The organism is Streptomyces flavofungini (assembly GCF_014650815.1).
Lineage (GTDB): Bacteria > Actinomycetota > Actinomycetes > Streptomycetales > Streptomycetaceae > Streptomyces > Streptomyces flavofungini.
Window position 1 is genome coordinate 251,363 of the sequence record NZ_BMVR01000007.1, and the last position, 21,957, is coordinate 273,319.

Sequence of the window (21,957 nt, forward strand, 5' to 3'; positions counted from 1 at the left end):
CCTGGTCGACCAGGCCGGGCAGGTCGACCAGGCCGGGCATCGGCCCGCGGTGGGCTACCCGGCGTGGTGACGGTCGCCGCCGAGGTTCCAGGCGTCGACGTCGCGGTACCGGATGGGGCCCGGGCCCCGGCCGATGTTGCTGGCGACCAGGTGCAGTCGCTCGGTCTGCCAGGGGCGGCCGGTGAACCCGCGCAGACCGGCGGCGGCCTCGACCGCGCAGGAAGGCGTGTCGCGGCGGGCCCGGGCCAGGGTCAGATGCGGGCGCAACGGCCGCTCCACGAAGCTGATTCCGCACTCCTTGACCACGGCTCGCACCTCGGTGGCGAGCAAGGACAGCCCGTCGAGATCACCGTCGATCCCGCTCCACAGCACCCGCTCGTCGAAGTGCCCGCCGCCGCGCAGGGCCAGCGTGAGCGGGCGGTGGGCGGCCGCGAGGTCCGCCAGCGGCGGGCGCAGCACCGGCACCGCCGCCTGGGAGACCTCGCCGAGGAACGCCAGGGTGATGTGCCAGTCCTCGATGCGGTTCCAGCGCATCCGCGGATACGCGCGGTAGGCGGGGGCGAGTTCCTGAGCCAGTTCCTCCTTCGCGTCGTCGGGCGGGGAGAGCGCGATGAACACACGCACGGTCTCGGCTGGGATCTCTTGGTTCACACAGAGTTCGTACCGCACCCGGGTGACACGACGGCCATCGGCCCCGCCCGTGACCGCGAAGGACGCGCGCCCCATCCCCCTCCAGGGCCGACGCGGGCATAGGGTCCGACGGCATGCAGCCCTCACGCCTCGCGATGTCATGACCGGCCGCCGCAGCGCCGGACTGCTCCTCTACCGCCACCCGGGCCCCGCGCCCGAGGTGCTCATCGGCCACATGGGCGGCCCGTTCTGGGCCCGCCGTGACCAGGCGGCCTGGTCGATTCCCAAAGGCGAATACGGCGACGACGAGGAACCGCTGGCCGCCGCCGTGCGCGAGTTCGAGGAGGAACTCGGCCTGCCCGCCCCCGCCGCGCCCTATCAGCCGCTGGGCGAGGCGCGGCAGACGGGCGGGAAGACGGTGACCGTCTGGGCCGTCGAGGCCGACCTCGACCCGGGGACCGTGGTGCCGGGCACGTTCCGCATGGAGTGGCCGCGCGGCTCGGGCCGCGTCCAGGAGTTCCCCGAGCTGGACCGGGTGGCGTGGCTCCCGCTGGACCGGGCCGGGGACAGGCTCGTGGCGGGGCAGCGGGTGTTTCTGGAGAGGCTGGCTGAGCTGTTGGGCGCTTGAGCGGACGGTGGGCGTCGGGTGGCAGACCTCGGGCGTCGGGGCGGTGGTGCGGGGCCGTCTCGGTCAGTCGTCGTCTGGTTCGCGCCGCACGTCCCGCACCGACAGGTCGCCGTGCTGGTTCATGAAGACGCGCCCGTGGCCCTCCGCCCGGCCGTGTTGCTGGTACGTCGTCGTGGTGGGGTGCCCGGGCGGTGCCAGGGCGGCGATCGCGGCCTGGAGTTCCCCGGCCGCGTCAGGGTGTTCCGCCAGGAGGCGTTGGAGGAGGACGCGCCAGTCGTGGCGGGCCTGCGCCAGGTCCGCCTCGGCGTCGGGCCGCCGCGCCAGTTCCCGCAACGCGTCCAGACGCCGGGCCGCCGTATCGGTGCGGTCCGGGTCGTCCCGGCCGAACAGGCGCAGGAAGCGGTCGCGGGTGGTCTGCCAGGCGTCCGTACCGGCGGCGCCGACCAGCCCGGCGGCGCCTGCCGCAGCGAGGGTGGCGAGCCATTCGGGAGTCATACGGGTCCTCCTGGGGTCGGGCGTGGCTGCTCCGGGCCGTCAGTCGGCCCGCCGGGCGTCCCACCAGCCCGCCGCCCCCCGGCAGCCCGTGGCGAACTTGCCCTTCATCGAGTCGCCGTGGACGGTTCCGGTGAAGGTGATGGGCGCGGTGCCGGACCCCGAACCGAACGTGATGCGGTTGTCCTTGAGCGTGCCGGTGAGGGCGCCGCCCAGGTTGCAGCCGCCGGTGCCGAGCACGGTGAGACGGCCGGTGAGGCGATCGCCGTCCGCCTTCAGCTTCGCGTCGAAGGAGCCCGTGGCCGAGCCGATGGTCCAGGTCCCGTCCCAGTCCCCGTTCACCTGCGCGGTGTCGGTGGAGCCGGGCCCGGAGGACGCGGCCCCCGAGGGGGTGGGCGGTACGGACGGGGTGACGTCGAGGCCGAAGTGCGAATAGCGGGCGGTGAGGGCGGGGCTGCCGCCCGGCTGTCCCACGGAGGAGACGGTGAGGCGGACCAGGCGTCCACGGGTGTCGATGCGTGCGGTGAAGGGGGCCGAGGTGAGGGCGGGGGGTGTGGGGGGTGAGGGCTTTGGTGTGAGTATGGGTGTCGAGGGCTCTGGTGCGGGTGGGGCTGTGGGTGGGGTTGTGGGTAAGGGTGGGCTTGGGGTGTCGTTCGTGGCGGCCGTCAGGTCCTGCTTCTCGGCCGCCGGCGCGATCTTCTCGGCTGCCGGCGCGTTCCCCTCCGTCCCGGCCGGTCCACCCCACGCCCGCCTCGTGGCCCGCGCCCGCTCCGACGCCTTGCCGCGCGGCCCCGCCAACGTCCCCGTGAAGTCGCAGCCGGCGCGCTCGGCGGTGGACACCGACTGCACCAGCCGGGCGGCGGCGGTGGGGTCGACCGCGTCGGTGAAGGCACCGTCCGGCCGGACCAGGCCGTTGTCCGCCCCGGCGGGAGCGGTCGTGGCCTTGGGCAGCGTGACCTTGCCCCGCTCGATGGTTCCGGCCACGGCCGGTCCCTCGCCGACCTGTTGGGTGAACCAGGCGGAGCGGGCCCTGGGGTCGGCCGCGCCGATCACGCGGTGCGTGCCGCGGGTGACGGTGAAGCGGTAGCTCGTCAGGCCCGTGCGCCGGGCCGCCTCGGCCAACACCGTCGGCGCGGAACGGCCGTTGACGACGGAGTCGCACGAGGCGCGCTCGACGTTGCGGGTCACGACGACGGTCACGGTCGTGACGGCGACGACCACGACCGTCACCACGGTGACGACAGCCGGCACCCCGACCCCTCCGGCGCCCACGCCGAGGAGCGATGCGGCCTTGCCGATCACGGTCGAGGCGGAGGTGGCGACGGAGCCGCCCGAGACGGACGCTCCGGCACCCGCCGAGCCCCCGCCACCCGCCGAGCCTCCGGCGCCCGTGGCAGGCGGTGCGGACGGCGGTCCGCCGGTGGCATCAGGCGGATGGACGGATGCGGCGGGGTCGGCCAACGGTCCCTGCGGGAGATCATTCGCCCCCGCCTCGGCGGCCTCCTCGGCCAGGGAGCGCCGTGCCACCGCGACCCCGGCCCCTGCGGCCCCCAGGCCCGCGACACCGGCCACCGCCCCCGCGGCACCCCGACTCATCCGCCGTGGCCGCGCAACCTGGCCGAGCACGACTTGGTGGTAAATGTTGCCGTTCTGAACGGCGTTGACCGTGCCGTGATCCGTGGCGGTGGCGACCTGCGTGGCTCCTGTCTCCGCCGTCTCCGCCGCGCCCGGCGACGTCAGGAGCGCACGTACCATCTCCGTGAACTGCCGTGCCTGAGCGCTCCGTTGGGGATGCCCAGTGAGTGCCGACGTCAACGCCCCCTCCCAGCCGGGCACCGTGTCGAACAGGAAGTCGTCCCGCGCCGCGCCGTCGAGCCGCTCGGCCTCCGCGGCCCACGCCTGGACCCGCTCGGTCGCCGATCGTCCCGCTTCCCCGAGGAGGGCGGCCGCCCCGTCCCGGGCGACGGGCCAGGCGTCCGTACCGATCGCCGCGGCGAGATGCTCGGCCGCGTCGCCGGCCGCCTCCGAGGCCTCGTCTACAGCCAGGCCCGAGGCGGTGGTGGCAGCCAAGTCCGTGGCTTCGGTGGCAGTCACGGCCGCAGCCGCCTCCGCCCCTGCGGAGGCAACCACCTCCGAGCCCCGCTCACCCGTGCCGCGCGCTTCCTCCGTGCCACCATGCGTGCCTTCGCCCATCAACGCCGCCTCCCCCGATGCGCCACGCCGCCGACGTCGTGAAGCTAGCAGCCGTGGCCGAGCGCAAGGAGGCCCGTGGCGAGGCGCGGTCGGGCGGTGGCAGTGAAGGGGTCAGTGGAGCGCTCACGCAGGGCGGGAAGCGCCCTCTGATGGGGCGGGAGTGCGTGCTGCCGCGTGTGGGTACTGCTGGATGTTCCACCTGGACGCCACCGGCCCGCACGTGCCGGAAGGGGATACCTGGCCGCATGGCCCCGCGGAGCGCCCGGTCAGGAGGCGGGGATGTCGGGGGAGCCGCCGCGGTGGGCGAGGGCGCTCGGGGTGAGACGGCCGACGATCGCCGGGGCCTCCTGGACGAGCGCGTCGTCGATGAGGGCTTCGACCATGAACAGTGCGAAGTCCACCCGGCGCGTCAGGTCGCTGGCCAGGATCGGGTCGCCCACGTGTCGGCTCCACACGGGCAGGCCCTGGCTGTCGCCCTCCTTCAGGGTGCTGCCGCGCACCACGGTCCACCGGGTGTCGCTGGCGAACACCCGGCGGCACGCCTCGACTTGGTCGTCGATCTCGACGGCGCGGACGAGCTTGCCCAGGAGGGCGGCCACACGGACGCCGAGGGTGAACATCCGCGTGTACCGGTCCTTGCCGTCGCGCGTGATGTGCCAGCCGCAGGAGAAGACCAGGCGTGCGCCCGGCCGCGCGTGGTCGAGGACCGCCTGCGCCGTCCCCGACGCGTACTGCCGCACGCCCCAGGGCGCAAGGACCGTCAGCACCCCGTCGCACCCGGCGACCGCCCGCCGGATCACCTCCGGGTCGTCCGTGGGCCCGGGGACGACGGTCATCCGGCCTTCGAACGCGGTCAGCTTCGGCATGCTGCGCTCCCGGCACACGCCGACCACCTCGTAACCGCGCTCCAGCGCGTGCCGGACCAGGTACTGGCCGAGCTTCCCCGAAGCCCCGATGACGCAGACCTTCTTCACGTGATCCGTGTCCATGGCGCAGCCCTTCGCCGGAATGCGGACCTTATGGTGTAAGGCAAGCTAGCCTTATGCTGTAAGGCGGTCAAGGGGAGTGCTGAGGAGGTACGCATGCCTGAGACGGGCAAAGGGCGGCGCGAGACTCCGGCGCGCACTGAGCGCACTGAGCGCACTGAGCGCACTTCGCGTACTGAGCGCACTCCGCTCAGCCGTGAGCGGGTGATCCGTGCGGCGGTGGCGGTCGCGGACGAGAAGGGTCCGGCCGCGCTCACCATGCGGGCCGTCGCCGAACCGCTGGGCGTCGAGGCGATGTCGCTCTACCACCACGTCGCGGGCCGGGAGGACGTCCTCGACGGCATGGTGGACGTGGTGTTCGGCGAGATCGACCTGCCGCCGCGCGACACGGACTGGAAGAGCGCCATGCGCCACCGCGCGGCCTCCGCCCGCACCGTGCTCCGGCGCCACCCCTGGGCCGTCGCCCTGATGGACTCCCGTTCCCGGCCCGGCCCGGCGACCCTGCGCCACCACGACGCGGTCATCGGCGCGTTGCGCGCCGGAGGCTTCTCCGTCGCGATGACGGCGCACGCCGTCTCGCTGATCGACAGCTATCTGTACGGCTTCGTGATCCAGGAGCTGAGCCTGCCGTTCAGCGACTCGGCGGAACGGGACGAGGCCGCGGGCGCCCTCCTGAGTGACCTGCCGGCCGACACCTACCCCCACCTCACCGAGCTCGCCACCGAGCACGCCCTCAAGCCCGGCTACGACTACGCCGACGAGTTCACCTTCGGCCTCACCCTCATCCTCGACGCCCTGCACCCGGACGGGAGCGCGAGAGCCTAGGTGGTCTGCGCGACATGATCAACTCATCTGCGGGTTCTGATGACGCCGAGGTGGCGATAGCCGGGGCGCGTGCCGGCGCGGACGTGGTGCGGACCTTGTACGGTCAGCGGCTCACGCGCGTCGACAAGGGCGACGGGGACTTCGCCACCGCCGCCGACATCCAGGCGGAGCAGGCGATCCTCGACGTGATCCGGACCGCCCGGCCCGAGGACGCGGTGCTCGGCGAGGAGGGCGGCCGGCACGGCGCCGCCGACGCCGAGCGCCGGTGGCTGGTGGACCCCTTGTGCGGGACGTTGAACTACGCCGTCGGCAGCATGCTGGTGGCGGTCAACGTGGCACTGCGCGGCGGAGCGGCGGCGGTGGCCGACCCGTTCAGCGGCGAGGTGTTCGGCACCGACGGCACGTCCGCCTGGGTGCGGCAGGACGGCGCCGACGCCCCGCTGGTGCCGACGCCCGCCACGCAGTTGGTGGACGTCAACCTCGATCCGCCGTTCCCGGGCGCACCCGGGTTCCGGGCCGTCGACCTGCTCGCCCACCCCGACTTCAGCGCACGGTTCCGGCCACGGGTCGTGTCCACCACGCTGGCGCTGGCCTGGGTCGCGGCCGGCAAACGGGCCGCGTACGTCACCGACGGCGGTGACCTCTCAGGGAGCGTCCACTTCGCCGCCGGGATCGCACTCTGCCGGGCCGCGGGCTGCGTCGTCACGGGGATCGACGGCGCCCCGCTCGGGCAGGCAGGTCGCGGACTGCTCGCAGCCGCCGACGCCGACACCCACGGGCAGCTCATGTCGATGATCCGCGGCGGAGGCTGACGCGGCCTCAACGAGGCGGGTCACGAGTACGTCGACGTGGACGACTGGGCGGCGACAGCCATAGGTACGAACGACCGGCTGGATCGGGGTGGTCCGGTACTGCGGTGCGGGACGTAGGCTCGTGCGCCATGGGTGAACGCTCGCGCGTCCTGGGAGAGAGTTCGTGCGTCACGGGCGGGGGGCGACGCACGCGCCGCCTCGGCCTGGCGGCCCTGGTCGCGTTGCTCGTCACCGCGTTGCTGGGCGCGGGCCTGGCATCGGCCGAAGGGCGCGTACGCGGTGGCTCGACTGCCGGAGGCGGCGCCGGGATCGGGTCCGCCACCCCGGCCGCCGGCACCATCCCCCGTCTCACCGACGACCGAGGCCGCACCCTCACCCTGCGCGGCTGGAACGTCGAGGACAAACAGCACACCGGCCCGGACGCCCTCAGCGCCATCACCGAACGGCACTTCGCCGACCTGCGCGCCAACGGCTTCAACTTCACCCGTCTGCTGGTCTTCTGGGACGACCTGGAGCCGCGGCGCGGCCAGTACAGCGAGGCGTACCTGCGCAAGATCCGCCGGATCCTCGACTGGGCCGACACCTACGGGATCCACGTCCTCATCGACGCCCACCAGGACGTCTTCGGGCCGGCGTTCGGCCACCGCGGCATCCCGGCGTGGGCGACCCGCACCGACGGCCTGCCGTTCACGCCGCACCCCGACGACTGGTTCTCCGAGTACTTCGAGCCCGCCGTCCAGTGCGCCTTCACCCACCTCTACGAGGACGCCGACCTGCGCCGCGCCCAGGAACGCATGTGGCGCCTGCTGGCCGACCGCTTCGGCACCCACCCCGCCGTCCTCGGCTACGACCTGATCAACGAACCGATGGGGGAGCTGCGCGCGGGCGAGGACTTGGCGACCGCCGCCCGCCGCATCGAGGCCACGCACCTCACCCCGATGTACAACCGCCTCGCCGCCGCCATCCGCACCCAGGACCGCGAGAACTGGCTGTTCGTCGAGCCGACCCCGATCGTCGGCGAAGGCGTGCCCACCGGCCTCGGCCGCATCCGGGACAAACGGGTCGTGTACGCCCCGCACTTCTACAACGCCGCGATGGAGGCGGGCGCCGACTACGACCCCGCCGCGGGCTGGATCACGGCGTACGAGAACGCCGTCACCGCCTACCCGCGCCAGCAGTCGATCCCGGTCGTCGTGGGGGAGTGGGGCCCGCTGAACAGCGGACTGCCGAACATGCGCCGCTTCCACGACGACGCCCTCGCCTCGTTCACCCGCTACGCGTCGGGGTGGGCGGCGTACGTCTGGTGCTACGGCGGCGGCTACTGCGCCCTCGACGGCGACGGCCGCTTCCGTACGAACAAGGAGCGCACCGCCACGCCGTACGCCCCTGCGGTCGCGGGCGCGGTGCGGGCCGAGGCCCACGACGTGCGACGCGGCACGTACCGCCTCGCCTACCGGGCGGCGAAGCGGCCGGACACCACGTTGCTGTCCCTGCCGCCGAGCGCCGGCGGGTGGCGGATCGCCGTGTCGGGCCGCGAGGCGTGGGTCAGTACGCGGAGCGTGGCGCCCGGGCGGGCCCGGCAGGTGTGGGCTGGGGCGCCCGGCGGTACCGACGTGGTCGTGACGGTACGGCCGGGCGCCGCCGGACGTGACTGAGACTGCCCGCTCTCAGTGGCGGTGGTGGTCGCGCCGCACCCTGATCGACCCCGGCAGATGCAGCGACGACTCGCGCCGTCCGTCGGAGTTGATGGTGTGGTGCCCGTGCTTCCCGCCCAGCGTGATCGACCACTTGCGGCCGTTGATCTTCAGTCGGACACCCGGAAAGATCCGGAACGACTTGTGGAACGTGATGGACATGGCTCCCCCTCGAACTCCTATGACCGTACCGGGAGTTGCTCCGGCGCGGTGCATACCCCGTCCCGAACACCCTGGCGCACGCACCCCGCCCTGAGACGCTCCCGACGGAACCCGTAGCCAGCCCGTGACAATGCGTCGGGGCCTCGTCCTCGCTGTGGGCGTCCGCCGTCGACATCCCCGACGGCCGGCGCAGTCGGCCTGGTCAGCCGTTGTACGGGGCGGTGACGTCCAGGACCCAGGTCACGCCGAAGCGGTCGGTGAGCATGCCGTACAGCGGGGCCCACTGGGCGGGTTCCAGGGGCCGCACCACCGTCGAGCCCTGCGCCAGCCGCTGCCACAAGGTGGTGATCTCGTCGGCGTCGTCACCGCGTACGGAGACGAAGAACGGCTTGTCCCCCTGGTTCCACGGCAGCTCGGAGGGCACGTCGTAGGCCATGACGTGGAAGCCGTTGTCCCCGGCCACCTCGCCCCACATCACCCAGTCCGCCTCGTTCTCGTTCCGCACGTTACCGGCGTCCTTGTAGGTGATCGCGACGGTGCGGCCGCCGAAGACGGACTGGTAGAAGTCCAGCGCCTGACGCGCGTCGCCCCGGAAATTGAGGTGGGTGGTGGTCGTGACGGACATCTGGAAGCCCCTTGCTCTCGGTTCGATGGATGAGCGCCACACGCATACGTCCTCGGTGGCTGTGGTTCCACCGTCGCAGAGGTAGCGGACAGGATGTGTCCTGTACTGCGGGCACAATGGCGGGCATGCAGAAAACGTCCTCGCGGCTGCTCGCTCTGCTGTCGCTGCTTCAGGTGCGCCGCGGCTGGTCCGGCGCGGATCTCGCCGCGCGGTTGGAGGTCACCGAGCGCACGGTGCGCCGCGACGTCGACCGCCTGCGCGACCTGGGCTACCCGGTCGTCGCCTTCAAGGGGCCCGCCGGCGGGTACCGTCTGGACGCGGGCGCGGATCTGCCGCCGCTGCTGTTCGACGACGACCAGGCCATCGCGCTGGCCGTCGCCCTGCAAACCGTCACGGTCGGCGGTGCGGTCGCCCATGACGCCGCCCGCGCCCTGAGCACCCTTCAGCAGGTCATGCCGTCCCGACTGCGCCAGCGCATCGAGATGCTGTGTGTCACGGCCGTGCACCCGCCCGAAAGCCGGGACACGGCACCCGTCGACACCCAAGTCCTGGTGGACGTGGGCGCGGCCGTCCACGCCCACGCGGAACTCCGCTTCGACTACGCCGTAGACCGGGTAGCCGCAGACCGTCCAGCCGCCGACCGGCCATGCGCAGACGACCGGCCCCGCCGGGTGCAACCGCATCACCTGGTCACCTGGTACGGCCGCTGGTACCTCCTGGCCTGGGACCTGGATCGTGCGGACTGGCGGACCTTCCGCGTCGACCGTATCCACCCCCGCACGCCCACCGGCCCGCGCTTCACCCCGCGCGCACTGCCCGGGGGCACCGTGTCCGAGTTCGTCACCAGTCGCTTCCGCGGCAGCGACGGCACGAGTACTGAATGGCCCTGCACGGGCGAAGTCGTCCTCGACCTCCCCGCCCCCGCCGTCGCCGGCTTCGCCCGGGACGGCATCGTCGAAGCGCTCGCCCCCGGCCGCTGCCGCCTCGTCCTCGGATCCTGGTCGTGGACCGGCCTGGCCGCCGCCATCGGCCGCTTCGACGCCGACATCGAAGTCATCGGCCCGCCCGAACTCACCAGCGCGTTCGCGCACCTCGCCGAGCGCTACGCCAAGGCTGTCGGCAACTCCGTCGGCAACTCCGGATCGCGCACCGCCGGCTCTCGCATGCCCAACCTGCCCATAAATAAAGGCAGGTGACGGTTCCCGCATACGGGACGGCTCGCGCTGCGCCCGTACGCCGATCCGCACGCCGTCCGCGTCACGGGCGAGCTGGCCCGCGCGGCCGGGCTGGGCGCCCGCCAGGTGTTGGCGGTGGCGGAGGCGATGGAGCGCGGCCCTCGCGTCGCGGCGGCCCTGGCCGCGGCCCGCGGGCCGCGCGGACACGCCAGCCACCACGGCCCCGCTCACGCGCCGCGCGGACACGCCAGCCACCACGGCCCCGCTCACGCGCCGCGCGGACACGCCAGCCACCACGGCCCCGCTCACGCGCCGCTGACCCGGCTCGCGCAGGGCGCCGCCGGGTGACCCGGTCGCCCGTACGGGCCCGACGCTGGACTCTCCCACGGTGGGAAGGTCCACGATGAGGACGTGCACGACGACCTTCTCACCATCGGGCGCTTCGCCCGCCTGTGCCGGCTCAGCGTCAAGCAACTGCGGCACTACGACGACGTAGGGCTGTTGGCGCCGGTCCGCGTGGACGGCGCCTCCGGATACCGCTACTACGCGCCCGAACAGGCGGGGGACGCCCTGGCCATCGCCCTGCTGCGCGAGCTGGACCTCCCCTTGGCAGTGATCGCCCGGGCCCTGGCCGCCGGGCCCGAGGACAGGGCGCGGATCCTGCGCGCCGAGCGGGACCGGCTGGCCGAGCGGATCGGCCGGGACCAGGCGCGGCTGGGGCTTCTGGAGCGGCTGGCGGAGGGCGGCCTGCCCGGCTACGACGTGAGCTTGAGCAGGGAGCCGGAGCGACGCCTCGCCGTGGTGCGAGGGGTGTGTGCCCCCGCGGAGATCGGCGAGCGTTTCGCGGCGTGCGTGGGGCCGCTGTTCGCCGGGCTCGGCGCGGCGGGCACGGTGTGGGAGCCGCCGCTGTGGGGGCTGTACCCGCTGGACCTGGAGGACCGGATGGAGATCGCCGTCGGCGTGGAGCTGCCGCGGCACGGGGCGGAGCCGCCCGGCCAGGACGTCGAGACGCTGCCCGGCGCACTCGTCGCCGAGACCCTGCACCTCGGGCCCTACGCCCAACTGCCGTTGGCCTACAACGCGCTCTTCGCCGCCGTCCACGAGCGCGGCCTGAGCCCGCGGGCGCCCGTACGCGAGGCCTACCTCGTCGGACCGGCCGAGGCGCCGCCGGAAGAACTGATGACCCGGCTGATCGTCCCCGTAGAGGAAGAAGGCACGACATGACCACGGTCGGGGACATCGACGCCCGCGGTGGCCAGCACTGCGAGACGACGGCCCTGGGGGTACTGCTGCGCCACCAAGGCATCGATCTGTCCGAGCCCATGCTCTTCGGCCTCGGCTCCGGACTGTCCTTCCTCTACTGGGACAGCAAGAGCATGGGCTTCCCCTTCCTCGCGGGCCGGGTCAAGCCCTTCGACCTCACCAGGAACCTGGCCGCCGCCCTCGACCTGGAACTCCAGGTCGAGGAGACCACCTCGCCCCGCAAGGCCTGGCGGAACGTGGCAGCCGTGATCGACGCCGATCGCCCCGTGGGACTCCAACTCGACAGCTACCACTTGGAGTACTTCACGTCGAAGGTGCACTTCGGCGGCCATGTCGTAGCCCTCTACGGCTACGACGACCGCGACGCCCACCTGGTGGACACCGCTCAGCAGGGCGGAGCGGTGTCCACCAGTCTGACCAGCCTCGCCGAGGCCAGAGCTGCCCGCGGCCCGATGACCGCCGCACACCGCTCCTTCACCCTTACCGCCACCCGGAACCCGCCGCCCCCGCGAGAGCGGATCGTCCCCGCCATCACCGCGTGCGCCGACGCCTTCCTCGACCCTCCGATCGCCAACCTCGGCCACCGGGGGATCGAGAAGGCCGGGAAGCTCGTACGCACCTGGCTGCGGCGCGCCGACGACCCGCAGCGGGACCTGCCGCAAGCCGCCCTCCTCATGGAACAGGCAGGCACCGGAGGCGCCCTCTTCCGCAACCTCTACCGTGACTTCCTCGCCGCATGCACCCACCACCTCGACAGCGGCCACCTGCGCACCGGCCTCACCCTCTACACGGAGGCGGCCACGCTGTGGACGGAAGCAGCGACACTCATCGCGCGAGCGGGCACATCGGGCAGCGAGCAGGACCTCGTACAGGCAGGAGCCGTCCTCCACGACCTGTCACGAGTCGAGCGCGAGGCCATGCGGGCACTGAGCCGCCTGCGGCCCCGCGGGCCTCACTGAGCGTGACGTACGACTCCCGCAGCCGAGCGCGAGGCACCCACGGGCTTTTCGAGGAGCGTGAAGGACTTCGGCGGACCGCCCGGCTGCGGTTTGCCCTCCTTGCGCCCGACCACCTGGTAGCCGGCCTTGAGGTAATACGCACTGAGACGGTCGTTGCCGGCCAGGCAGTCCAGCCGGACCAGAGGTCGGCCGACCTCGGCGACGCGGCGCTCCGCGACGCGCAGCAGGTGCCGACCGGTCCCGGCCGGAACACTGCCGTGGTCCACCATCAGCCGGTGCACATAGCCGGCCGTCGGCGGCTGCGGCCCCCACGCGTCCTCGTCCTCCCACCACAACTCCCAGGCACCCACCACACGATCAGCAGCCTCCGCGAGCCACACCTCCCCGCGCTCCATGATCCGCCGGAAGTGTTCCGCACCCAGCTCACCGGGGCGCCACTGACCAGTAATGCCCTGGCCGATCATCCAACGGGCAGCGTCGTCACGGAGCCGGACGACAGCAGGGAGGTCGATGTCGTCAGCGAGACGGAAACGTAGATCATTCACGCCGCGATCCTCGCACAGGCGTTCATCCGCCCGTCTGTTGATCGCTCCTTGATCGCTCCCTGATCGCTCCTTGATCCGACGGGCGGACCGGCTTCCACTCGTCGTGACGGCGAGCAGACGCTCGACATCGGCGCCGTGCCCGTGGCGGTCGTCGCGCCAACAGCGGCAGACGCAGGATCTGCTGGTGCGGGCGAAGTGGGACGCGGGCGCAGTCCAACGCCGCCCGACAACCACGGCGAACACCGTGTGTGCTGGTCCCTGTATCGGAAATCGATCAACGGTTAAGGTGCGACAGTGGTCAACTCGCCTCTAACCCCTGACGATCTGGTGCGCCGCGTCTCGCAAGCGCACGCCCTGCTGCTGGAACTACTCGATCGCCTCGATGACCGGCAGAAGGATGCGGCTTCCGCCCTGCCGGGGTGGACCCGTGGGCATGTCCTCAAACACCTCGCAGACAACGCTCGTGCCTTCGAGAGGCAGGCACGGGGCGCGCTGCAGGGCGAGGTCATCGACATGTACGACGGCGGCCAGGACGGGCGTGACCAGTCCATCGACCAAGGTGCGGCCCGGCCTTTGGCGGAGCTGCGTGAGGAACTGAAGCTGGCCCAAGGGGCTTTGGAAGACGCCTGGAGCGGGCTGGCGGAGGGGGACTGGGGGCGCGCGGTCCGGTTCCGCCATGCCACGGTGGTGGACACCGCGCTGGCCCGGTGGAGGGAGGTGGAGATTCACGCCGTCGACCTCGATTTCGGCTACCGTGCCGGCGACTGGCCGCTGGACTTCGCCCTGCACGCTCTGGAGTTCTTGTCCGACCGCGCCCCGGCCGGCACTCGCCTGCTCTTGCGGGCCACCGACCATGAGTTCACCCAGGCCTTGGGCACGGGGACAACAGTCGAGGTCTCCGGCGCGGTGCGTGACCTCGCGGCCTGGATGGCGGGCCGCAGCATCGACGGTCACCTGAGCACGACCGGCCTCCACCTGCCCGAACTGGGGCCGTGGCCGCCTGATCCCGCGGATTGACGGGGCCCCGGTAGCACTTCGTCACGTCCTGGCTCTGGTGCTGCGCGTGGTGAGTCGGCGGTCGCAGGTGGTGCAGGGGCCGGTCCAGCACCGCAGGAGGTCATGGAGGGTGTCGAGACCTTGGTAGCGGGTCTGACGAAGCACTACCAATCGCCGATCCGCTCCAGGAGCGCGGGCAGCGCCGTCCCGATCGGCTCGCGTATGACCTCGTCGGCCTGGTCGTCGTACGGAGTCGGCTCGGCGTTGACGATGATGAGCCGGGCGCCGTGGTCGGCGGCGCGGCCCGCGAGCCCTGCCGCGGGCTGCACTTGGAGGCTGGTGCCGACCGCGATGAACACGTCGCAGGCCTCGGCGATGGCCACGGCCTCACCGAGGACGGCGGAGTCGAGACGCTCACCGAACATCACCGTCGCGGACTTGAGGATGCCGCCGCAGTCCAGGCACGGCGGATCGCTCTCGCCCGCCTCGACCCGAGCCAGCGCGTCTGTCATCGGGCCGCGTTTCTGGCACACGGTGCACACCACGGTCCGGGCGGAGCCGTGCAGTTCCAGGACCTTGCGGTCCGGCGTCCCGGCGAGCTGGTGCAGCCCGTCGACGTTCTGCGTGAGGACCCGCACCGGCACCCCGGAGCGCTCCAGCGCGGTCACCGCGTGGTGCGCCGCGTTGGGCTCCGCCTGGAGCGTCCGGTTCGCGCGCCGCATCTGCCACGACCGGCGCCTGATCCCCGCGTCGCCCATGTAGTACTCGTACGTCACGAGCTTCTCGGCCTCGGGGTCGTGCCGCCACAGCCCGTTGGGCCCGCGGTAGTCCGGGATGCCGGAGTCCGTCGAGACACCGGCTCCGCTGAGAAGGGCGACGAGGGGCTTGCTCATGCCGCCGAGCCTACGACGACCAGGACTCGGCCGGGGCCTCCGTGAGCGGCTCTGCGAAGCGGGGTCAGGGCGGCCTCGGCGGTGGGCGATTCCCCACCGCGCTGACCAGGGCCTGTCGCGCAAGTGGCCCGACTGTCAGACCTGCCTGGGACGCTCCGGGTATGGAGATGACGCTGCAGCTGACGATCGACTGCTCCGATCCGCAGAGATTGGTGAATTTCTGGGCCGAGGCCCTGGGCTACGTGCCTGAGCCTCCGCCGGGTGGGTACGCCACGTGGCGTGCTTACTGGGCGGCGGCGGGGGTGCCCGAGGCGGAGCTGCCGACCGGTGCCGGGGATGTTCCGGAGTCGATCATCGATCCTGTGGGACATGGGCCGAGGGTGTGGTTCCAGCAGGTTCCGGAGCCGAAGGCCGCCAAGAACCGGTGGCACTTCGACCTCAAGGTCGGTGGGGGCCGTGACGTGCCCCTGGACATCCGCGCACAGCGGGTCAAGGCCACGGTGGAGCGGCTGGTCAAAGCTGGTGCCACCGTGCTGCGGATCAACGATGAGCCGGATTTGGGGCAATTCGCCGTCGCCATGCAGGACCCCGAGGGCAACGAGTTCGACGTCGTCTGAGGGCCGTTGCAGCGGTCCTTGCCACACCCACTCGTTGCTGGCTGCGATCGGCGCGGTCGCTGCGTAGCGGACGGCCGGGCTTCTCAAGAGGCCGTGGGGGGCGCGGACCGGTCGGCCGTGGCGGATGTCGTGATCTGTGGGATGCCTGGCCGTACCGCCATGGCGGCGCACTCCGCCCGGCGTGATCCTTGAGGGGTGGGCAGGGAGTGTCGGACGGAGAGGTGGGCGACATGACGAGCGTTCGGGTGCTGGCGGGGGACGTGGTGGTTCCTGACACGAAGGTCGCGCGGGAGGCGACCGAGCTGATCCGTGACACCACGAGTGAGTTGATCTACCACCACTCGCGGCGGGTGTACTTCTTCGGTGCCCTGCAGGGCCGCAGCCGTGGCCTGAGCTTCGATCCGGAGCTGCTGTATGTCGGCGCGATGTTCCATGACGTGGGGCTCGGTGAGGGGGCGCGCCACAGTGGTCGGCGGTTCGAGGTGGACGGCGCCGACGAGGCGAAGCGGTTTCTGCGGGGGCACGGCGTGCCCGAGGACAGCGTGCGCCGGGTGTGGACCGCCATCGCCCTGCACACCACGCCCGGCATCCCCGAGTTCATGGAACCGGAGGTCGCCCTGGTGACGGCTGGGGTGGAGTACGACGTGCTCGGCCTCGGGTACGACGACATCCCCGAGGCCGACCGCGCGGCCGTCGTGGCGCTGCATCCGCGGCCGGACTTCAAGCGGCGGATCCTCGACGCGTTCACCGAGGGGATCCGCCCCAAGCCGGAGACGACCTTCGGCAACGTCAAGGCGGACGTCCTGGAGGCCTACGTCCCCGGGTTCGAGCGGGGCGACTTCGTGCGCACCATCCTGGATTCGCCATGGGCGGAGTAGCGCGCGCGGGCAGGGCGGGCCGCCGCGTCGTCGCCGTCGTCGCCTTCGACGGCGTGCAGCTCCTCGATGTGAGCGGCCCGGTCGAGGTCTTCACCACGGCCAACTCCTACGGTGCTCAGTACGACCTGCGTGTCGTGTCCCCGTCCGGACGCGATGTCCGTACGTCGTCGGGGGTGCGTGTGGGTGTGGACGGCACGGTGGCCGGGCTGCCGCGCAGGGTCGACACCCTGGTCGTCCCGGGGCGCCGTGACTGGCGGCGGGCGGTCGCGGACACCGACCTCGTCCAGCTGACCGCCGCGCTCGCCGCCCGCGCCACGCGGGTCACCTCCGTGTGCGCGGGGGCCTTCGTGCTGGCCGAGGCCGGGCTCCTGGACGGCCGTCGCGCGGCCACGCACTGGGAGCTGGCCCGGGAGCTGGCCGCCGCCTACCCGCGCGTGCGGGTCGCCAAGGATCCGCTGTTCGTCCGGGACGGGCCCGTCGTCACCTCCGCCGGCGTGACGGCGGGCATTGACCTGGCCCTCGCCCTGGTCGAGGACGACCACGGCGCGCACCTGGCGCGTGAAGTCGCCCGCCAGCTGGTCGTCTTCATGGCCCGGCCCGGCGGCCAGTCGCAGTTCAGCAAACGGCTGGCACCCGAGCCCTCCGAGGGCTCGGTCGTACGCCGCGTCCTGGACGCCGTCACCGCCGACCCCGCCGCCGACCACAGCCTCGACTCGCTGGCCCGGCAGGCCGGAGTGAGCGCCAGACACCTCGGCCGCCTCTTCCGGGCCGAGACCGGCATGACGCCCGGGCAGTACGTCGAAGCGGTCCGCCTCGAAGCCGCCCGGGCCCTGCTGGAGGCGGGGCCCGACACCGTCGAAGAGGTCGCCCGGCGCGCCGGGTTCGGCTCCTCGGAGTCGCTGCGCCGGGTGTTCCAACTGCACTTGGGGGTCGCGCCGACCGCATACCGGGCCCGGTTCCGCACGACCGCGGCCGGGGCCGGGCCTGTCGCCGTCACACCGTAGGCAGAGCCGATGCCGAAGTCGCGCGGGGCCGTCCAGCTCGCGGGGCCGTCGCGGTAGAGCACGAGATCGTGCCGCACCCGGCGCATGACCGAGGCCATGGAGGCCGCCGTCGGCGACTACCGCGAACTGTGGCCAAGGGGGCGCGGCGGGTGCCTGTCCAGGCGGGTGCGCGGTCGCGCGCGTCGCCGACGCTGGAGCACGTCGTGCGTCAACGCCTCGGTGAAACACGTCAGTTCGTGAGCGCGGCCCGCGCCGCCGCGACGGCCTGCTCGGCGTAGCCCCGGCCGAACAGCACGGCGTGCACCAGGAGCGGGAAGAGCTGATGCACGCCCAGGCGTTCCCGCCAGCCGTCGGCGAGCGGGGCCGCCTGCTGGTAGCCGTCCAGTACGGCGTCGAGGTGCGGGCAGCCGAACAGGTGGAGCATGGCCAGGTCGGTCTCCCGGTGGCCGCCGTGCGCGGCCGGGTCGATGAGCCAGGCGTGGCCGTCGGCGCTCCACAGGACGTTGCCGTTCCACAGGTCGCCGTGCAGCCGGGCGGGCGGCTCGGCGGGGCCCGCGAGTTCGGGCAGCCGCGCGCAGACCCGCTCGACCACGGCCGCCTCGTCCGGGCGCACCGTTCCGTCGTCGACGGCGCGCCGCAGGTAGGGGAGGACACGGTGCTCGGCATACCAGCGCGGCCAGTTGCCGCCGGGGGCGTTGCGCATGGGGGCGAGCCCGATGTACGCGTCCTCGGTGCCGCCGGGCGGCGGCGCGCCGAACGCGGGGGCGCCGGAGGCGTGCAGGGCCGCCAGGTCGAGGCCGAACCGCACGGCTGCCCCGGCGGTCGGCGTACCCGCCGGGACGCGGTCGGTCACCAGCCAGCGGTGGTCGTGCCCGCGCACGGCCGGGACGCGCACCGTGCCGGAGTCGGCAAGCCAGCGCAGCCCGGCCGCCTCGGCCCGCACCGCGCCCGGGGCGTCGGCGCGCTTGACGACGACCGACCGGCCGCCGTCGAGGGCGACTTCGGTGAGCGCGCCGGACATCGGGTGCTGGTCGGTCGCCGCGTGTCCGGTGAGGCGGGTGGCGGCGGCCGCCGGGCTCTCGGCCGGGTTCTCCGCCGGCTGGTCGGTCGGATTGCCGGTCGGGTGGTCGGGCTCTGCGTGGGGTGTCACCTCGTCGAATCCCTTCCGGTGCGGGCGAGTCAAGGGGAGCGGGTGCGGTCGGTCCGTGGCTCCGTCGGCCGCGTACCAGCGCCGCCGTCCTCGCGCCGTCGCCCTAGGGCCTGTCCCCGGCCGTCGCCGCGACCCGTGCGGTCGGCACGACGACCGGTGCACCGTCGGACGGCGCGAAGAGGATCTCCGTGTCGATGCCGTACAACTCGCGCACGAGCTCCGCGTCGATGGTCTCGCGCGGCGGGCCGCACGCCACGACGCGGCCGTCGCGCAGGGCGACGACGGTGTCGGCGTAGCGGGCCGCGGCGGCCAGGTCGTGCACGACCATGACGACGGTGCGGCCGCCCGCCGCGATGTCGCGGACCAGGTCGAGGACCTCCACGGCGTGGCCGATGTCGAGCGCGCTGGTCGGCTCGTCGAGCAGGACCACCGGGGTCTCCTGGGCCAGGACCATGGCCAGCCAGCAGCGTTGGCGCTGGCCGCCGGAGAGTTCGTCGAGGCGGCGCTCGGCGAGCGGGGTGGTGCCGGTGGCGTCCAGCGCCTTGGCCACCGCGGCCTCGTCGTCGCGGGACCACTGGCGGAACAGGCCCTGGTGCGGGTGGCGGCCGTACCGTACGAGGCCCGCCACCGTGACCGCCTCGGGTGCCTGCGGGGACTGGGGGAGCAGGGCGATGCGGTGCGCCGCCTCGCGCTGGCGCAGCCGCCACACGTCCGCGTCACCGGCGAGGACCCGTCCCGAGTCCGGGGTGTGGAGCCGGGCCATCGTCCGCAACAGGGTCGACTTGCCGCAGCCGTTGGGGCCGACGACGGCCACCACCTGTCCGGAGCCGATCGTGAGGTCGACCTGGTCGACCACGGTGCGGCCGGCGTATCCGGCGGTGACTCGCTCGACGCGCAGTTCCACTGTGTGCCTCGCCCTTCCCGGGTGATGAGGCAACCCCTTGCCTCGTATCTGTAAGGTAAGGCTAACCTTAGTCTGTGTGTCGAGGGGTGATGCGTCCGCATGGCCGCGCGCCTCGGCACAGCCATGTCCCATTGAACACGGAGCCCTCGATGAACCTGCCCCGCAGATCCCTTCCCCTCGTGCCGCGCCGCGCGGCGCAGGCAGTCGCAGCCCTCGGGGCGGCCGCGCTGCTGCTGGCCGGATGCGGATCCGACTCCGGCTCGGACAAGAAGGACTCCAAGGGCGCCTCGGCGGGCGAGGCCTCCGGGACGCGCACCGTGAAGGACGCCACGGGCGCCACCGTGAAGGTCCCCGCGCACCCCAAGCGCATCGTCACCCTGACCCAGGAGGACCTGGACGCGGTGCTCGCCCTCGGTGTCAAGCCGGTCGGCATCACCAACGGCCAGGGCCTCGACAAGCCCCCGGCCTACCTGGCCGACAGGGTCAAGGACATCGACGTCGTCGGCAACCTGCTCCAGCCCGTGATGGACAAGGTCGTCGCCGCCAAGCCCGACCTCATCCTGGCCGGTGACATGCAGGACGAGCAGGTCCTCAAGCAGCTCCGCGAGATCACCCCGGCCACCCTCGTCACGATGGCGCCCACCGACGAGTGGAAGCTCTCCTTCCGTGGCATCGGCAACGCCGTGAACAAGCTGGACAAGGCCAACAAGGTCATCGCCGACCACGAGTCCGCCGCCAAGGCCGCGGGCGCGAAGCTCGGCGCCGACAAGGGCGCCGAGGTGTCCATCGTCCGCTGGAACCCGGACGGCCCCAGCTGGATGGAGAAGAAGCAGTTCGCCAGCGGCGTCGCCCTGGAGATGGGCCTGAAGCGGCCCAAGGCGCAGAACAAGGACGGCAACGCGCACACCCCGTCGCTCAGCCTGGAGAAGATCGATCAGATCGACGGCGACTGGCTGTTCCTGTCGACCCTGACGTCCGACGGCGAGAAGGCCCTCAAGGACGTCCAGTCCAAGCCCGCGTACAAGGAGCTGGGCGCCGTCAAGAAGAAGCACGTCGTGACGGTCAACGGGTCGGTCTGGTCCACCCGCGGCGGGCCGCTGGCCAGCGACGTCGTGCTGAAGGACATCACCAAGGCGCTGTCCAAGTCCTGACTCCCCGAGTCCTGACTCTCCAAGTCCTGGCGTGCCGTCGGCGGCCGGTCGCCGACCGGTCCCGATGGGCCGTCGGTGGCCGTGGCCGCTCCCCGATGGAGCCCGGGGGCGGCCACATCGGCCACGTGGACGTCAGCGGCCGGATGTGTCCGCGGCGGCGCGGGCGCAGTCCACCGCCGTCCACGCCATCGCCGTCGCCCCGTCGAGCAGCGCCCGTTCCCCCGCCGGGGAGAGCGCCGCCTCGGCGAACTCCGGCTCGTGCGGGCCGCAGGCGCCGCCGCTGATGTCGAGCACCGGGTGGATGGACGGCACGGCGTGCGACACGTTTCCCATGTCGGTGCAGGCGAACGGCGGGCGCTCCACCGGCTCCGGCCGCCCCAGCGCCCGCGCGTTGCGCGTCCAGAGCTCGATGAGCGCGGGGTCGCCGCGGAAGTCCAGGTAGTCCGGTTCGGGCCGTTCCAGCGTGACGTCGCAGCCCGCGGCCAGCGCTCCGGCGCGGAAGCAGTCCTCCACGCGCGAGCGCAGCTCGGTGAGGTCCTCGGCGGCCAGTGCCCGCAGTTCGTACGAGGCCGTGGCGCGCGCCGGGACCGCGTTGGGGCTGGTGCCCGCCTCCGTGGTGATGCCGTGCACCCGCCACTGCGGCGGCAGGTGCTGGCGCAGCAGGCCGAGCGCGACCTGTGCGACGGTCAGGGCGTCGGCGGCGTTGCGGCCCTCGTGCGGATTGAGGCTGGGGTGCGCGGTGCGGCCGGTGTACGTCACCGACAGTGTGCCGAGCGCGAACGACCGGAAGTCGGACATCTCGAACGGGCACGGGTGCACCATCATCGCGGCGTCCACCCCGTCGAACGCCCCGGCGTCGAGCATCAGGGCCTTGCCCGCGCCCCGCTCCTCCGCCGGTGTCCCCAGCACGCGTACGCGCAGGCCGAGTTCGTCGGCGAACGGGGCGAGCCCGAGGGCGGCGCCGATCCCCGCGGCGGCGATCAGGTTGTGGCCGCAGGCGTGTCCCAGGCCCGGCAGCGCGTCGTACTCGCAGACGATCGCCACCGTCCGCGGCCCCGAGCCGATGGCCGCCGAGAACGCGGTGTCCAGGCCGTAAGCGGGGGAGTCGACCTCGAATCCGGCCGCCGCCAGGGCCTCGGCGCACCAGGCGGCCGCGCGGTGCTCGGTGAAGGCCGTCTCCGGGTGGCCGTGGATGCGGCGGCTCAGGGCGACGAGGTCGTCGCGGTGCCCGTCGACGCGGTGCCGCACGGCGGACTTGAGGTCGTCGTGCGGGGTGGTGGCGGCGCCGTGCGCTGCTGCGGCTTCGTCGTGGGTGGGGTGCGGCATCGGTCCTCTTCGGGTGCGGGGCGGACGGAACGGTTCGCGTCGTCGCCCC

At 72.8% G+C, this 21,957-nt stretch carries 23 protein-coding genes; 12 read left to right on the plus strand and 11 right to left on the minus strand.

Annotated elements, in window-relative coordinates:
* Positions 1–54: 54 nt before the first annotated feature.
* On the minus strand, positions 55–651 hold the full coding sequence (gene thpR / locus IE274_RS20290; RefSeq protein WP_229909681.1) for an RNA 2',3'-cyclic phosphodiesterase: 597 nt from the start codon (positions 649–651) through the stop codon (positions 55–57).
* 139 nt (positions 652–790) lie between these two features.
* On the opposite strand from thpR, the gene IE274_RS20295 reads away from it, so the two are divergent.
* On the plus strand, positions 791–1,258 hold the full coding sequence (locus IE274_RS20295) for an NUDIX hydrolase (protein WP_190117242.1): 468 nt from the start codon (positions 791–793) through the stop codon (positions 1,256–1,258).
* A gap of 63 nt (positions 1,259–1,321) precedes the next feature.
* Here IE274_RS20295 and IE274_RS20300 read toward each other — a convergent pair whose 3' ends face one another.
* The 3 genes from IE274_RS20300 to IE274_RS20310 form a co-directional block, all read right to left on the minus strand.
* On the minus strand, positions 1,322–1,753 hold the full coding sequence (locus tag IE274_RS20300; RefSeq protein WP_190117243.1) for a hypothetical protein: 432 nt from the start codon (positions 1,751–1,753) through the stop codon (positions 1,322–1,324).
* 39 nt (positions 1,754–1,792) lie between these two features.
* Positions 1,793–3,844, minus strand: a complete 2,052-nt coding sequence (locus IE274_RS20305) for a hypothetical protein (RefSeq protein ID WP_190117244.1) — start codon at positions 3,842–3,844, stop codon at positions 1,793–1,795.
* Between the two features lie 365 nt (positions 3,845–4,209).
* The gene (locus IE274_RS20310) at positions 4,210–4,932 is read right to left on the minus strand and encodes an NAD(P)-dependent oxidoreductase (protein ID WP_190117245.1); all 723 of its coding nucleotides are present in this window, start codon (positions 4,930–4,932) and stop codon (positions 4,210–4,212) included.
* Positions 4,933–5,025: 93 nt separating this feature from the next.
* On the opposite strand from IE274_RS20310, the gene IE274_RS20315 reads away from it, so the two are divergent.
* From IE274_RS20315 to IE274_RS20325, 3 genes are all read left to right on the plus strand, one after another.
* On the plus strand, positions 5,026–5,754 hold the full coding sequence (locus IE274_RS20315) for a TetR/AcrR family transcriptional regulator (protein ID WP_190117246.1): 729 nt from the start codon (positions 5,026–5,028) through the stop codon (positions 5,752–5,754).
* 14 nt (positions 5,755–5,768) lie between these two features.
* The gene (locus IE274_RS20320; RefSeq protein WP_190117247.1) at positions 5,769–6,566 is read left to right on the plus strand and encodes an inositol monophosphatase family protein; all 798 of its coding nucleotides are present in this window, start codon (positions 5,769–5,771) and stop codon (positions 6,564–6,566) included.
* A 128-nt stretch (positions 6,567–6,694) separates the two neighbouring features.
* Positions 6,695–8,221, plus strand: a complete 1,527-nt coding sequence (locus IE274_RS20325) for a glycoside hydrolase family 5 protein (RefSeq protein WP_190117248.1) — start codon at positions 6,695–6,697, stop codon at positions 8,219–8,221.
* A 12-nt stretch (positions 8,222–8,233) separates the two neighbouring features.
* On the opposite strand, the gene IE274_RS20330 is transcribed toward IE274_RS20325, so the two are convergent.
* Both IE274_RS20330 and IE274_RS20335 read right to left on the minus strand, forming a co-directional pair.
* Entirely contained in the window at positions 8,234–8,422 is a 189-nt protein-coding gene (locus IE274_RS20330) for a DUF4236 domain-containing protein (RefSeq protein WP_190117249.1), read from the minus strand.
* A 202-nt stretch (positions 8,423–8,624) separates the two neighbouring features.
* The gene (locus tag IE274_RS20335; RefSeq protein WP_190117250.1) at positions 8,625–9,047 is read right to left on the minus strand and encodes a VOC family protein; all 423 of its coding nucleotides are present in this window, start codon (positions 9,045–9,047) and stop codon (positions 8,625–8,627) included.
* A 125-nt stretch (positions 9,048–9,172) separates the two neighbouring features.
* Between IE274_RS20335 and IE274_RS20340 the strand changes: the two genes are divergently transcribed.
* From IE274_RS20340 to IE274_RS20350, 3 genes are all read left to right on the plus strand, one after another.
* The gene (locus IE274_RS20340) at positions 9,173–10,243 is read left to right on the plus strand and encodes a helix-turn-helix transcriptional regulator (RefSeq protein WP_190117251.1); all 1,071 of its coding nucleotides are present in this window, start codon (positions 9,173–9,175) and stop codon (positions 10,241–10,243) included.
* A 390-nt stretch (positions 10,244–10,633) separates the two neighbouring features.
* Positions 10,634–11,446: a MerR family transcriptional regulator gene (locus IE274_RS20345; RefSeq protein WP_190117252.1), complete on the plus strand. Its 813-nt coding sequence runs from the start codon at positions 10,634–10,636 to the stop codon at positions 11,444–11,446.
* The gene (locus tag IE274_RS20350) at positions 11,443–12,444 is read left to right on the plus strand and encodes a BtrH N-terminal domain-containing protein (RefSeq protein WP_190117253.1); all 1,002 of its coding nucleotides are present in this window, start codon (positions 11,443–11,445) and stop codon (positions 12,442–12,444) included. The genes IE274_RS20345 and IE274_RS20350 overlap by 4 nt, the downstream gene beginning before the upstream one ends.
* Here the strand turns inward: IE274_RS20350 and IE274_RS20355 are convergent.
* Positions 12,438–12,989 carry a GNAT family N-acetyltransferase gene (locus IE274_RS20355; RefSeq protein WP_190117254.1) on the minus strand — a complete coding sequence of 184 codons (552 nt, stop codon included), beginning with the start codon at positions 12,987–12,989 and terminating at the stop codon, positions 12,438–12,440. The genes IE274_RS20350 and IE274_RS20355 overlap by 7 nt on opposite strands.
* A 294-nt stretch (positions 12,990–13,283) precedes the next feature.
* On the opposite strand from IE274_RS20355, the gene IE274_RS20360 reads away from it, so the two are divergent.
* A complete protein-coding gene (locus IE274_RS20360; protein ID WP_190117255.1) occupies positions 13,284–14,006 on the plus strand; it encodes a maleylpyruvate isomerase family mycothiol-dependent enzyme in 723 nt (240 codons plus the stop codon).
* 143 nt (positions 14,007–14,149) lie between these two features.
* On the opposite strand, the gene IE274_RS20365 is transcribed toward IE274_RS20360, so the two are convergent.
* The gene (locus IE274_RS20365) at positions 14,150–14,878 is read right to left on the minus strand and encodes an SIR2 family NAD-dependent protein deacylase (protein ID WP_190117256.1); all 729 of its coding nucleotides are present in this window, start codon (positions 14,876–14,878) and stop codon (positions 14,150–14,152) included.
* 161 nt (positions 14,879–15,039) lie between these two features.
* Here IE274_RS20365 and IE274_RS20370 point away from each other — a divergent pair, with 161 nt between their 5' ends.
* The 3 genes from IE274_RS20370 to IE274_RS20380 all read left to right on the plus strand — a co-directional run bounded on the left by IE274_RS20370 (position 15,040) and on the right by IE274_RS20380 (position 17,377).
* Positions 15,040–15,495, plus strand: a complete 456-nt coding sequence (locus IE274_RS20370; RefSeq protein WP_190117257.1) for a VOC family protein — start codon at positions 15,040–15,042, stop codon at positions 15,493–15,495.
* A 230-nt stretch (positions 15,496–15,725) separates the two neighbouring features.
* Positions 15,726–16,373 carry an HD domain-containing protein gene (locus IE274_RS20375; protein ID WP_190117258.1) on the plus strand — a complete coding sequence of 216 codons (648 nt, stop codon included), beginning with the start codon at positions 15,726–15,728 and terminating at the stop codon, positions 16,371–16,373.
* Positions 16,361–17,377 carry a GlxA family transcriptional regulator gene (locus IE274_RS20380; RefSeq protein WP_190117259.1) on the plus strand — a complete coding sequence of 339 codons (1,017 nt, stop codon included), beginning with the start codon at positions 16,361–16,363 and terminating at the stop codon, positions 17,375–17,377. The genes IE274_RS20375 and IE274_RS20380 overlap by 13 nt, the downstream gene beginning before the upstream one ends.
* Before the next feature lie 229 nt (positions 17,378–17,606).
* Here IE274_RS20380 and IE274_RS20385 read toward each other — a convergent pair whose 3' ends face one another.
* Together IE274_RS20385 and IE274_RS20390 are read right to left on the minus strand one after the other, a co-directional pair.
* Positions 17,607–18,527 (minus strand): fructosamine kinase family protein, encoded by a 921-nt coding sequence (locus IE274_RS20385; protein ID WP_229909683.1) that lies wholly within the window; start codon positions 18,525–18,527, stop codon positions 17,607–17,609.
* A gap of 103 nt (positions 18,528–18,630) precedes the next feature.
* On the minus strand, positions 18,631–19,431 hold the full coding sequence (locus IE274_RS20390) for an ABC transporter ATP-binding protein (RefSeq protein ID WP_190117260.1): 801 nt from the start codon (positions 19,429–19,431) through the stop codon (positions 18,631–18,633).
* Positions 19,432–19,580: 149 nt separating this feature from the next.
* Between IE274_RS20390 and IE274_RS20395 the strand changes: the two genes are divergently transcribed.
* Complete coding sequence (locus tag IE274_RS20395) at positions 19,581–20,582, plus strand: ABC transporter substrate-binding protein (protein WP_190117261.1); 1,002 nt, start codon at positions 19,581–19,583, stop codon at positions 20,580–20,582.
* Between the two features lie 132 nt (positions 20,583–20,714).
* Here the strand turns inward: IE274_RS20395 and IE274_RS20400 are convergent, their stop codons facing one another.
* Positions 20,715–21,908 (minus strand): M20 family metallopeptidase, encoded by a 1,194-nt coding sequence (locus IE274_RS20400; protein WP_190117262.1) that lies wholly within the window; start codon positions 21,906–21,908, stop codon positions 20,715–20,717.
* Between the last annotated feature and the right edge of the window lie 49 nt (positions 21,909–21,957).